The organism is Acidihalobacter prosperus, from assembly GCF_000754095.2.
Classification (GTDB): Bacteria; Pseudomonadota; Gammaproteobacteria; order DSM-5130; family Acidihalobacteraceae; genus Acidihalobacter; species Acidihalobacter prosperus.
The window spans coordinates 502,074-514,162 of the sequence record NZ_JQSG02000002.1 but is presented as its reverse complement, the minus strand read 5'-3'; the positions used below and the strand labels follow the sequence as shown (position 1 = coordinate 514,162).

At 67.0% G+C, this 12,089-nt stretch carries 13 protein-coding genes; 5 read left to right on the top strand and 8 right to left on the bottom strand.

All coding sequences use genetic code 11. The features are described from left to right. Positions 1-87: 87 nt before the first annotated feature. Together THPRO_RS06470 and THPRO_RS06465 are read left to right on the top strand one after the other, a co-directional pair. A complete protein-coding gene (locus THPRO_RS06470; RefSeq protein WP_038088531.1) occupies positions 88-636 on the top strand; it encodes a DinB family protein in 549 nt (182 codons plus the stop codon). 58 nt (positions 637-694) lie between these two features. Further along, complete coding sequence (locus THPRO_RS06465) at positions 695-1,501, top strand: GGDEF domain-containing protein (protein ID WP_145930710.1); 807 nt, start codon at positions 695-697, stop codon at positions 1,499-1,501. Here the strand turns inward: THPRO_RS06465 and mtnC are convergent. The 3 genes from mtnC to THPRO_RS06450 are packed head-to-tail and all read right to left on the bottom strand — an operon-like array spanning position 1,482 to position 3,348. Next, positions 1,482-2,207: an acireductone synthase gene (gene mtnC / locus THPRO_RS06460; protein WP_407922444.1), complete on the bottom strand. Its 726-nt coding sequence runs from the start codon at positions 2,205-2,207 to the stop codon at positions 1,482-1,484. The two genes, THPRO_RS06465 and mtnC, sit on opposite strands and share 20 nt — an antisense overlap. Continuing rightward, positions 2,197-2,739 carry a 1,2-dihydroxy-3-keto-5-methylthiopentene dioxygenase gene (locus THPRO_RS06455; protein ID WP_038088528.1) on the bottom strand — a complete coding sequence of 181 codons (543 nt, stop codon included), beginning with the start codon at positions 2,737-2,739 and terminating at the stop codon, positions 2,197-2,199. The genes mtnC and THPRO_RS06455 overlap by 11 nt, the downstream gene beginning before the upstream one ends. A gap of 9 nt (positions 2,740-2,748) precedes the next feature. Continuing rightward, entirely contained in the window at positions 2,749-3,348 is a 600-nt protein-coding gene (locus THPRO_RS06450; protein WP_038088722.1) for a methylthioribulose 1-phosphate dehydratase, read from the bottom strand. Positions 3,349-3,475: 127 nt separating this feature from the next. Between THPRO_RS06450 and THPRO_RS06445 the strand changes: the two genes are divergently transcribed. The 3 genes from THPRO_RS06445 to THPRO_RS06435 all read left to right on the top strand — a co-directional run bounded on the left by THPRO_RS06445 (position 3,476) and on the right by THPRO_RS06435 (position 6,804). Continuing rightward, positions 3,476-4,720, top strand: a complete 1,245-nt coding sequence (locus THPRO_RS06445) for an NAD(P)/FAD-dependent oxidoreductase (protein ID WP_065089406.1) — start codon at positions 3,476-3,478, stop codon at positions 4,718-4,720. 148 nt (positions 4,721-4,868) lie between these two features. After that, a complete protein-coding gene (gene thrC, locus THPRO_RS06440; protein ID WP_038088525.1) occupies positions 4,869-6,338 on the top strand; it encodes a threonine synthase in 1,470 nt (489 codons plus the stop codon). Positions 6,339-6,420: 82 nt separating this feature from the next. After that, positions 6,421-6,804 carry a tetratricopeptide repeat protein gene (locus THPRO_RS06435; protein WP_082954484.1) on the top strand — a complete coding sequence of 128 codons (384 nt, stop codon included), beginning with the start codon at positions 6,421-6,423 and terminating at the stop codon, positions 6,802-6,804. 273 nt (positions 6,805-7,077) lie between these two features. Here the strand turns inward: THPRO_RS06435 and THPRO_RS06430 are convergent, their stop codons facing one another. The 5 genes from THPRO_RS06430 to THPRO_RS06410 all read right to left on the bottom strand — a co-directional run bounded on the left by THPRO_RS06430 (position 7,078) and on the right by THPRO_RS06410 (position 12,053). After that, positions 7,078-7,821 (bottom strand): class II aldolase/adducin family protein, encoded by a 744-nt coding sequence (locus tag THPRO_RS06430; protein ID WP_065089372.1) that lies wholly within the window; start codon positions 7,819-7,821, stop codon positions 7,078-7,080. A gap of 52 nt (positions 7,822-7,873) precedes the next feature. Continuing rightward, positions 7,874-8,854 carry an ABC transporter substrate-binding protein gene (locus THPRO_RS06425; RefSeq protein WP_161489940.1) on the bottom strand — a complete coding sequence of 327 codons (981 nt, stop codon included), beginning with the start codon at positions 8,852-8,854 and terminating at the stop codon, positions 7,874-7,876. A gap of 223 nt (positions 8,855-9,077) precedes the next feature. Continuing rightward, positions 9,078-10,253, bottom strand: a complete 1,176-nt coding sequence (locus THPRO_RS06420; RefSeq protein WP_065089371.1) for an oxamate carbamoyltransferase subunit AllG family protein — start codon at positions 10,251-10,253, stop codon at positions 9,078-9,080. Continuing rightward, positions 10,250-10,750, bottom strand: a complete 501-nt coding sequence (locus tag THPRO_RS06415; RefSeq protein WP_052064197.1) for a MarR family winged helix-turn-helix transcriptional regulator — start codon at positions 10,748-10,750, stop codon at positions 10,250-10,252. Before THPRO_RS06415 ends, THPRO_RS06420 begins: the two co-directional genes overlap by 4 nt. A 34-nt stretch (positions 10,751-10,784) precedes the next feature. Next, on the bottom strand, positions 10,785-12,053 hold the full coding sequence (locus tag THPRO_RS06410; protein ID WP_038088519.1) for an amidohydrolase/deacetylase family metallohydrolase: 1,269 nt from the start codon (positions 12,051-12,053) through the stop codon (positions 10,785-10,787). Positions 12,054-12,089 lie beyond the last annotated feature (36 nt).

Sequence of the window (12,089 nt, the reverse complement as noted above, 5' to 3'; positions counted from 1 at the left end):
TATCCGGCAGCCTGCGGCGGGACGCAACCACGCTGCGCTACACTTTGCGTGACGCGCCCCGGACATGGGCGGCGGCTGGGGGCAAGGATGGGAACGCAACGGATGCGACTGCTGGCCGACTACAACCGCCTGATGAACGCCCGGCAGTACGCGGTCTGTGCCCGGCTCGATGTCGAGGCGCTGAATGCCGACTGCGGCGCCTTTTTCGGCTCGGTGCTCGGCACTCTGAACCATCTGCTGGTGGGGGATCTGCTCTGGCTGGGGCGTTTTTCCCGCCACGAGGCTGGCCTTCCCTTGCATGATGCGCTGTCGTCGATGCCCCGGCCGCAGGCGCTCGATGAATGTCTTTATCCCGTTTTCGAGGCGCTCGTTCCGGTGCGGCGCCATCTTGACGACGTGCTATGCGATTGGTGCGCGAGTCTTGGCGAGGCCGATCTGGAGTTGCCGCTGCACTATGAAAACACACGGGGGGAGCCGTTTGTGCGCCTGCTGGGCGATCTCCTGCTGCACTTGTTCCTGCATCAGGTGCATCATCGAGGGCAGGTGACGACGCTGTTGTCCCAGGCCGGCGTGGATTTCGGCGAAACGGACCTCGTAGAGATCGTCCCGAACTTATCCGATGGGTTGCGCGGTTGACGCTGGTTTATAGTTGGCCGGGAAGGGCGGTTCCACGCGGACGAGGGGAGACGGCTTGGTGGCTACAGGGGGCGGTGCGGATCACAGGCAGGCCGTGGCTGCGGAGGTGCTCACCGTTCGTAAGGTGATTCTGCGCATCTCGCTGATCATCGTCCTGGTGGAGGGCGCCATCATGCTGGCGCTCGCGATCGTACCGCTGCGCATCCACTCGCTGACGGAAACCCTGCTCGATGCGGCGCTGCTGGGCCTGATATCGATCCCGCTGATCTATCTGTGGGTGGTGCGTCCGTTCATCACCGCGCACGACGCGCTGCTGCGCCAGGTCACGCATCTGGCCTACCACGATCCACTGACGCGCCTGCCCAATCGCCGCCTGCTGGCCGATTACCTGGAGCGCGCGCTGGCGGGCTATCGACGTTCGCCGGCCTACGGGGCCTTGCTGCTGGTGGATCTCGACGGCTTCAAGGCCATCAACGACAACCACGGCCACGAATTCGGCGACATCGTGCTGATCGTCACCGCGCAGCGCCTGCTGTCGGCGACCCGCCGCGAGGATCTGGTCAGTCGGCTCGGAGGCGACGAGTTCGTGGTCCTGCTGCATCAGCTGTCGCCGGACGCCGCGATCGCCCGGGTCAGGGCGGAGGAAGCCGCGCGCAAGCTGATCCGCCTGGTTAGCGAAGCCATTGAGACGCGCGGAGTCACGGTCGAGATCGGCGCCAGCATCGGTGTGCGCCTGCTTGGCCCCGAGTCCGTGGGCAGCGAATCCGCCATCCGCGATGCGGACGAGGCCATGTACCGGGTCAAGGCGGTGGGCGGCGGCGATGTCGCCGTGCACGAGGCCGTGACTAGCCCGCCGATACGTTGACGGTGGCGAGGCCTGCCTGGTCCCGCGCGACCTCGTCGAAATCGGTCGACTGGGGATGTCCGCAGGGCCGTGGATCGACGCCTTCGCGCAGCAGCTGGCGCGTCTGCAGACCGGCCTCGCGCGCCGCATCCAGTTCCGCGCAGACATCCGAAAGAAACAGCATCTCGGCCGGCGGCAGTGTCAGTGCGGCGGCAATGCCGCGGTAGCTGGCGGCTTCGCGCTTGCCGCCGATGCGGGTGTCGAAATAGCCGTCGAACAGTGGCGTGAGATCGCCGAAGGCGGTATGCGCGAACAGCAGTTGCTGCGCACGCACCGAGCCGGACGAGTAGATGTACAGGCGCAGTCCGGCGGCGTGCCAGGCGCGCAGGCGGCGGGCGGCGTCGGCATAGACGTGGCCGCGCAGGCGACCGTCGGCATAGCCTTCCGCCCAGATCAGACCCTGCAGCGCCTTGAGCGGCGTGGCCTTGCGATCCTCGCGTATCCAGCCGAGCAGGGTGTCGACGACCGCCGGCCCCTGCTCCACGCCGGCTTCCGCTGCCGCTTCGGCCAGTAGCGCGGCGACTTCCGGGTCGTCCCCATGCCGGCGGACGAAATCCGGCAGAGCCTGGGCGGCGTAGGGAAACAGCGTGTCCTTGACGAAGGCGAGGCTGGAGGTCGTGCCCTCGATGTCGGTGATGACGGCGCGGATCAAGACGTCAGCCCTCAAGCCGAGGGAAGCGCTCCGCGATCGGGTCGCCGGTGAAGCGAGCGACCCAGCCGTCTGGATTGCCGAACAGTCGAATGGCGATGAAGTGCGGGCGCGGGCCCATGTCGAACCAGTGCGGCGTGCCCGCGGGCACGCTGATCAGGTCGTCCTTCTCGCAGAGCACGCCGTACACCCGCCCGTCGATGTGCAGGTAGAAAAGCCCCCGGCCTTCGACGAAAAAGCGGATTTCGTCCTCGCCGTGGGTGTGCTCGTCGAGGAACTTGGCGCGCAGGGCGTCGCGTTGCGGGTGATCGGGCGTCAGGCTGATCACATCCGCCGAGCGGTAGCCGCTTTCGGTCATCAGTCGCTCGACGTCGTTGCGGTAGGCGGCCAGGGTTTCTTCCTGCCCGGCGCCCCGCGACAGCGGCGCGTCGGCGGCCCAGCGCTCGAAACGGACGCCGACCCCGCCGAGCACGTCGGCAATGTCGTCGAATTCGGTCAGGACGCGCGGCGGCGTGGACGCGTCCTGCGGATGGATGCTCAGTCGGCTCATGGCTTGCTCCTAGCGATTGGCCAGCAATTCGCACTCGAACAGGAATTCGAGCGCCTCCAGATGGCGCTCGGCGGCGGCGATGTCGCGGCCCCATGTATAAAGACCATGCCCGCGGATCAGGTAGCCCGGCGGCATCGAGTGGCGGTCCAGCCAGGCATTGACGCGCGCGCCGAGGCGGGGGATGTCCTGATCGTTGTCGAATACCGGCAACGTCACTTCCGCCTCGTGAGTCTGGATGCCGTCGAAGGCCTTGAGTACCTCGTAGCCCGCCAGGGCAATCTGCTTGCCGCGGCGGCGCGAGAGCACCGTCGCGCGCGGGGAATGGGTGTGCAGCACGCAGCCGACCTCGGGCCAGCGCCGGTAGAGTGACAGATGCAGTCCCGCCTCGGCCGACGGCGTGCCTTCGTCCAGCGGTTGCCCGAGGCTGTCCAGGCGCATGAAGTCGCCTGAATCCAGGTGTCCCTTGTGACGTCCCGAACGGGTCATCAGGATGCGCGCGTTGTCGAGCCGCGCCGAGAAGTTGCCCGCCGTGGCCGGCACCCAGCCGCGCGCGTGGCATTCGCGGCCAATCGTGGCCAGGGCGTTGCAGGCGATTTCCAGAGTGTTCATGGCGCGCATTCTACCGATAAGACGCATCGCGCGCCCGTTCTCTTGGGCCGCGCGATGCCGCAAGGATTGAATTGTCCCTTGCCGCCGACGCATGATGCCATTTTGCGGGCTGAACGGGGTGGAAAGGATGGCCGAGGTATTGGTTCTCGGGGCCGGTATGGTGGGTATCGGCACGGCACTCGCGCTGCAGGCACGCGGACATGCGGTCACGCTGGTCGACCGCCGCGAGCCTGGGCGGGAGACGAGCTACGGTAACGCGGGGCTGATTCAGCGGGAGGCCGTGGAACCGTACGCCATTCCGCGTGAACTGCCGACCCTGTGGCGCTACCTGACGGGCCAGAGCAACGACGTGACATATCACTTGCGCGACGTGTTTCGTTTCGCGCCGGCCCTGTGGTCCTATTTCCGCGCGTCGGCCACGCCGCGGCATCGCGCCATTGCGCGGACCTACGCGCAGCTGATCGCCCGTTCGACCGACGACCATGCGCCGTTGATCGCGGCGGCCGATGCGGAGGGGCTGATCCGCCGCGCCGGTTTTTACCAGGTGTATCGCGAGGCCCGGGCCTTTGATGGGGCGACGCGCGAGGCGGAACGGTTGCGGCAGACCTATGGCGTCGCTTCGCGCCTGCTCGACGGCGCCGCGCTGATGGTCGAGGAGCCGGCGCTGCGCAAGTCCTTGGCGGGTGCGGTGCACTGGACCGACAGCTGGTCGACCAACGACCCGGCCGCGCTGGTCGAGGCCTATGTGCGTCTATTCCAGGCGCGCGGCGGGCGACTGGTCACGGGCGATGCCGCCGGGCTTGAACGCCAGGGCAATGTCTGGCGCGTGCCCGGAGACGGCGGCGCGTTCGAGGCCGCCGCCGCCGTTGTCGCGCTGGGACCCTGGTCGCCGGATCTGCTGGCCCGTTTCGGCTATCGCGTGCCCATGGTCTGGAAGCGCGGCTATCATCGCCATTTCGAACACCCGACGCCATTGAACCGCCCCTTGATGGACGTTGCGAACGGTGTGGTGCTGTCGTCGATGCAGCAGGGTCTGCGCATGACCACCGGCGCGGAAATCGTGGCGCGCGGCGGGAGCATCAATCCGCGTCAACTCGAACGCGGCCGGGCGGCGGCGCGCGAGATTCTCGAGCTCGGCGAGCCGGTCGAGGCGCAGCCGTGGTTCGGCCATCGTCCCTGCATGCCGGACATGCTACCCGTGGTCGGCGCCGCGCCTCTGCACCCAGGGCTCTGGTTCAACTTCGGACACGGCCATCAGGGCTTGACCCTTGGGCCAACGACGGGCGAGCTGCTCGCCGAACTGTTCGACGGCGAGGACAGCGCACTGGCGCAGGCGCTGTCGCCCGCCCGGCGGTTGCCTGCGGCCGCTTGAGTCGCGCCGCCGTCATGGGGGCGTGACGGCGTAGGCGGGCATCAGCCGTGCACAATGCGCGGCCACCGAGCGGGGGCGGCAGGCCAGCCGGACGCGCGTTTCGCGGCTCGGTTATAATCGCGCGCTTGTCATATCCCCAGGGTCCGCCATGCACTTCATCGAAACCCGCGGCAACGACGGCCGGCGTCCGGCTCGGGTCGCCTTTTCCGAGGCCATTCTCAATCCCATGTCGTCCTTCGGCGGCATCTACGTGCCCGAACGGCTGCCGCAACTGGGCCTGGAATTCCTGCGCGCACACCTCGACAGCGACTACAAGACCCTCGCCCGCGACGTGCTCGCCGCCTTCGAGCTCGACGTCGATGCAGCCCTCATCGACGAGGCGCTGGGCCTATACGACGGCTTCGACGACCCGAGCAACCCGGTTCCGGTGGTCAGGGTGCGCGACGATCTCTACGTCAGCGAGCTGTACCATGGCCCCACGCGCGCCTTCAAGGACATGGCCCTGCAGCCCTTCGGTGCGATCCTGTCGGCGCTGGCGCAGCGTCGCGGCGAGCACTATCTCATCATGGCCGCCACCAGCGGCGATACCGGCCCGGCCACGCTGGAGACCTTCAAGAACCGGCCCAACGTCAAGGTCGCCTGTCTCTACCCCGACGGCGGCACCTCCGACGTGCAGCGCCTGCAGATGGTCACCGAGGACGCCGCCAACCTGAAGGTCATCGGCATCCACGGCGACTTCGACGACGCCCAGTCGGCGCTCAAGAACCTGCTCGGCTCCGACACCTTCCGCGCCAGGCTGAAGGAAAAGCACACCCTGCTCTCGGCCGCCAACTCGGTGAACTTCGGACGCATCGTGTTCCAGCAGATCTACCACATCCACAGTTACCTGGAACTGGTGCGCCAGGGCGCAATCGCGCTCGGCGACAAGGTCTACCTCGACGTGCCCAGCGGCAACTTCGGCAACGCCCTCGGCGGCTACTACGCGATGCGCATGGGGCTGCCGGTGGAAAAGATCCTGATCGCCTCCAACCGCAACAACGTGCTCACCGAACTGATCCGCAACGGCCGCTACGACCTGCGCAGCCGCGGCGTGATCCCCACCAGCTCGCCGGCCATGGACATTCTCAAGTCCTCCAACGTCGAGCGCGTGCTGTTCGACCTCTACGGTCCCGAACGCACCCGCGAGTTGATGCGGCAGCTGGACGAGGAACGCTACTACGAGCTTGCCGCCGACGAACTCGCCAGGTTGCAGGCGATCTTCGCCGCCGACTGGTGCGACGACGACGAGGGCCGGCGTTACATCCGCGAGACCTTCGACGGCGGCTACCTCATGGACCCGCACACCGCCACCTGCTTCAAGGCCTACGACACCTGCCGCGAGCGGCCGCTCGTCACCATCGCCTACTCCACCGCCGAGTGGACCAAGTTCTCGCCGACCATCGCCAACGCACTGACCGGCGAGACCGGGGCCCGCGACATCGACGCCCTCGCGGCCATTGCGGCGCGCGCCGGTACCCGCATCCCCGCGCGCATCCAGGCCCTGTTCGACAAGCCGGTCACCCAGGGCGAGGTGATCGACAAGGCCGCGATCGAAGGGGCGGTGCTGGGTTTCATCTAAGCCTGCACCGCGCGAGCGCAATGTTCCGCCCGCTGGCGCATCCAAACGCAATAGCCGCAACCGGGCGGCAGGAAGGAGCGCCATGGACGCCGACGACATTCTGGATGCGGCCTTTGCCCTGGACAAGGCGGGCAGGGAAAGCGAGGCGATCCCGCTGTACGAACAGGCTCTGGTCCTCGGCCTGCGCAAATCGCGCCGACTGCCTGCCTATGTCGGCCTTGGCTCGTCCTACCGCAATATCGGCGACTACGAAAACTCGCTACATTGGCTGGACCGAGGCGCCGTGGAATTCCCTGGCTACCACGTGCTGCCGAGGTTCCAGGCCCTGGCGCATCGCGGATGCCGGCCGCCATGCCGAGGCAACAGCCGAACCTTTCGGGCTGACCAGCGAAGCCATCGCCCAAAAGACCTTTGCCCCCTACCTCTGGGTGTTCGACGAACGTCTGGGCCGACTGCCTGCCGATGACTGATCAGGCCGTCTTCGCGGCGCGCAGTTCACGCAATATCCCGTTGAGGACGTGCGCCGCCGCGGCGTGGTCCGGATGGCCGATGGCGGCGAACGGCGCATCGTGTTGTACGGCCGGCCACGCGCACGGTCGCGAGTACGCCGACGGACCGGCCGGGGAACGCCGAGCGGGTGACGGCGGTGCCGCAACCGGGAGGTTGTTTTTCTCGGAATAAACGTCAGCGGAATCAATCACGTCAGACGAGCGTCCGCGAAGAGGCGTGTCCGGCGTGGCTATCGGTCGTAGCCTGGGTTGACGGCGTCCAGACGGCGCAGCATGGCGGCAAAGTGGTTCGCCTTGGCCATTCGTTTCTCCTCGATCATCTGTTCGGCGGTGCGCGCGACGACGGCATCGGGAATCAACCGAGGCGGCTGGCCGGAGGCATACACAAGGTACTGGTCGCGGCAGGCCCATTCCAGGTAATGCAGGTCGTACACGCAGCCCTCGATGTCGTCGCCGATGACGGTGACTCCGTGGTTGGCCATCAGCAGGACATCATACCGGGCAAGCGCCTCCACGATCCGGTTCGCCTCGCCGTCGTCGAGCACCAGGCCGCCGTAATTTTCCAGGTAGGCCGTTCTGCGGACGAAGCGCAGGCTGCTCTGGTTGACCGGCAGCAGGCGCATGTCGGCCAGGGAGGCGAGGGCCGTTGCGTAGGGCATGTGCGTGTGGAAGATGCAGCGCGCCCTCGGCACGCCGGCATGGATGCGGGCGTGGATGTGGAAGGCGGTCGGTTCCCATTCGCCTTCGCCCGCGACCACGCGTCCTTCCGCATCGACCTTGATCAATCCGCTGGCGGTGACCTCCGAGAACAGCGGCCCGAAGGGCTTGAGCAGGAAGTGCTGCGGTTCGCCGGGCACGGCGCAGGAAAAATGGTTGAACACGCCGTCGTCCATGCCTTCGAGCGCGGCGATCCGATAGGCCGCGGCCAGCCGGACTCGCTGGGACCATTCTGCATCCGTCATCGGTATGGGCATCTGGGCGATAGTGGCAGGCGACCGTCCGGTCGGGCGGTCGCCTGCGCGTCGGTCAGGACGTGTGGGTCATGGCGTCCACGTAATGCGGGTCCACGAACATCTTCCAGTCGGGGCTGTACGCCATGGGTACCTCCTTCTGGAATTTCATGACCTGCAGCACGTCGCCGATGCTGACCTTGTACGACATGGCGCCCATGCCGGAGAACATGGTCTTCATTTCGGGCAGCGTTACGTTGTGCACGCCGAGGTAGATGCTCTTCGCGAGCTTGGGGCTCACGCCCATCCTGTCGCCCATGATCCTGTAGGCGGCCTCCGGGTGGGTCTTGATGAACTTCAAGCCCGCCAGATAGCCCTCGATGATGTGCTTGACGACCATGGGGTGCGCCTTGGCGTAGCCCTCGGCGAACACGATGTTGTCCGTCACCAGCCCCGGCACGTCGTGCGACGAGAAGATCACGCGGACGTTCTTGTCCTTGCTCAGTGCGACGCTGACATTGGGCTGCCAGGTCACGCCGACCTTGACCGTGTGCGACATCAGCGCGGTCGGGACGGCGTTGGCCTCCATGTTGACCTGGGAGACATCATGCAGGTTGAGGCCCGCGTGCTTGAGCGCGCCCAGCAGCAGGAGTTCGGAGTAGGACATCGTGTTCAGGGCGATTTTCTGACCCTTGAACATCTTGACCGACTTGATGCTCTTGTCCGCGAGGATCGCATCGGCACCGTCGGAATAATCCATCGGCAGCACGATGGGGGTCTTGTAACCCTTCCGGTAATTTTCAATGACCTGATTCATGCTGAGGTTGGTGGAGTCCAGCTTGCCTGCGAGCAGCAGCGCATCGCGGCCGGATTCCATGTTGATGTATTTGAATTCGATGCCCTTGAAGAAATGCTCCTTTTCCGCCACCCAGATCGGGGCGAAACCGGGCCATGAATCACCCGCGAACGTGAATTTCGTGAGCTGGGCGGCATGGGCCGGCGACTCGAATGCCAATAGGCCGAGCAGTGCGAATATGGCGTACGTAAATTTTTTCACCGTGATCTCCGTTGTCATGTTGATGGGTCAGAAATGACCTGACGGCTGGGCTGTCATGGGACGCAATGCCTATTCAACGGCCGGCTGTTCCTGCGTATTTCATGCGTGTTTTTATTGGTATGGATTTTCATGCGAAATCATTTGTTGGGCTTGAATCATTCTTGGCGGAATTTATCCATGCTTGGCAAGCTGCGAATGGGTTGCGTGTCGGGGTGTGGTCTCATCACGCATCCCCGTCGCCCGCCATCCCATACAGGGCTGCCGGGTGGGCGGCGATGCCGAATCCGACCAGTCCGCGCACGCCCTGCGCATCCAGCGCGGCCAGGCAGACGCCCGGCAGGTGTGTCGGCGTGACCCGTGCCGCATCCAGGCCGACCTTGCGCCCGAGGACGGGGTGGCGGGCGAGCAGCACGGCGTTCGCCGTTTCGGCCAGTGCCGCGACCCGTGCCGGATCGAAATTCGCCGCGTGCGCCGGCGCGGCGTCCAGGGCCATGGCGCCCAGACCCAGCGCATCGATCAGGGCGCTGTCGCCGATGGTGGGGAGCCTCTCGAGCGTGGGCGGCATGTCGGGCAGCGTTGGGCCGAGGGGCGGCGATGCGGGCGCTGCGATCCACTCGCCCGGCGCACTGGCGCGCTGGATGCCGAAGGTCCTGCCGTTGCCGCCCGCGGCGATCACCAGATCGCCCTTGCCGTAGTCGCGCGCGGCCGAGAGCATGCACAGACACGCGGCCATCCACGCGTTCAGGAACAGGTGGGTGTGGGCGCGCAGAAAGGACGCCGACGCCTCGTCGAGCCGGTCCGGGTGCAACCGGTCCGCCAGCAGGCCCGAGGCGATGCCGACGCGGGCATGCAGTTCGTCTCCCTGCGCCAGCGCCTCGGCGGCGAGCGGGAGCAGTTCGATCGCTTCGGGCAGATCGGCGAGGGCGGGCGCGAGCGTGCCGTGGACCCAGCGCAGTCTTGCCACGACCTCGGGCGTTGCCAGGCCGAAGCGCAGTGCCGGGCCCGGGCCCTCGTTCAACGGTGCGTAGGCCACGCGCCCGGGGTGCGCGGCATCGACCACCGCATGCAGCCACATGGACGATGAAACGACGGCGGCGAGCGGCGTGGCGACGCCAAGATCCTGCGCCGGCCGCAGCCGGACCTTCCCCGCCGCGAGTAGTGCATCCGCCGCCTCAAGGTTCCCAGCCAGGCCTTCGAACACCAGGGCGGCGCAGACCGCATGGCGCAGCGGTGGGCAGAGGTCCTCGGGCGTATCAATGGGCGGACCGGCGTGCAGCAGTTCGCCCTCGCGCAGACCGAGGGTCGGGCCGGCGGGCACCGTATTGCGCCATTCGGGCCTGACGCCCGCGACGCGTTCGGCGGCGGTCAGGGTTTCCGGGGTGTTGGTGGCGGCGGTCATGACAGCTTGATCGGCGCGCGCGAGTAGCGGTTGTTGGCCTCGACCAGACGGATCAGGTAGTCCGTGAAACGCGCCCGATCCTCCGCGCCGAGGTGGGCGACGGTGCGCTCGTGCGCGCGACGCGCGAAACGGTCGATGTCCTGCAGCAGGGTCGTGCCGGTGTCCGTGAGCTGGACGATGCGCTGACGGCGGTCGTCGGCGTTGCGGGTCCGGGTGATCCAGCCGCGCGCTTCGATGCGCTTCAGCACATGCGTGGTGGTGGCGAGGTCCATGCCGACCCGGTTGGCGAGGCCGGTCTGATCCAGCGCGCCCTCGTGCAGCGCGGTGAGCATACTGTACTGCACGGGGGTGATGCCGAATTCCCGGCATTCCTCGAGAAACAGGGCGACGTGGATCTGGTGCAGCCGCCGGATCAGGAAGCCGGGCCGGGAGGCGAGCTGGGCGTAGTTGCTGCCGTTCTCGTCTTCGCTGTCGTCCTGGATGTCGGGTTCATGCATCCGCACGCGTCCTCCTGTTGCATCCGTGCCCGTTTCAGTGGAGGTGTTCGGGGCGCACCACCACCGGGCTGTCGACCTCGATGGGCCGGCCGTCCTTCAGCGTCAGCGCGGGCACGAACAGGGCCGCGGCCGTCGCCTCGGCCCCGCCGTTGTCGCGCAGGCGGAATTCGCCCTCGGCGAGATCGAGCACGCTGACGTCGGCGCGCAATCCGGGCTGCAGGCTGCCGATCTCGTCGGACAGGCCCAGCAGCGCGGCCGCGTTTTGCGTGACCGTGGCGACGACGTCGTGCAGCGGCATGCCGAGCGCCAGCAGCTCGCTCATGGCCAGCGTGAGGCAGAAGCGCTGGGCGCCGTAGAAGGGATTGCTCTCGCGGTCGTCCGCGCCGTCCTCGCCGGCGTAGGTGTTGTAGCCGTGCATGTCGGCGCCGAGCGTGTAGGGCCGGATGCCGTGGGCGAGCACCTTCTCCGCCATCTCGAAGCTGAAGTGCGAGCCGTGGCCCACGTCCACGCGGATGCCTTGCGCCAACGCCGCCTCCACGATCGGATGCACCTCGCCGGTCCTGGTGGAGATGAAACCGCCGGGGTGGCGCGTGAAGGGGTGCGCGAGCACGTCGCCGGGCCGCATGATGGGCACCAGTTCCTCGATCACGCTGTCCGGGTCGACCACGCCCTTCTCGCGCTCCGGCCACAGCTGGCCGAGGTGGATGTAGAGCGGCACGTCGATGCCGACGGCGATCTCGGCCGCCTGTTTGATCACGTCCATGCCCCAGCGCGACTTGCCGCCGATCTCGGCATGCGCCTTGATGCCCTTGACCAGATCGCGGTTCTCGCGGCCGATCTTGATCGTGCGCTTCACGTCGACCATCTCGGGGCCGTAGAGCTGCGCGTAGTGGTGACCCTCCAGCCCGCCGACCAGGTAGGCTGAGAGGAAGCACAGCACACTGCTGTCGGCGGGTTCCGAGACGTAGTGGCGGAAAGCGGGCAGGGTCATCAGGCTGGGGCCGCCCTGGTCGACCAGGGTGGTGACGCCCGAGCGCACGCCGCACAGATCGGGGTTCAGGCCGAAGCGTCCGGTGACGTGCTGGAACACGTGCGCATGGGTATCGATCAGGCCGGCGGTCACGAGCTTGCCGCCGACGTCGATCACCCGCGCGCCGGGCGTGGCCTCGAGGTGCGGCGCCAGGGCGGCGATGCGCCCGTCGCGGATCGCGAGGTCCGCCACGGCGTCGAATCCGCTGGCGGTATCGATCACGCGTCCGCCGCGCAGGATGAGGTCGTAGTCGTCGGTGCTGGTCTGGTTCACGGGGCGTCCCTTGGCGTGGATGTGTGGCCTTTGGTG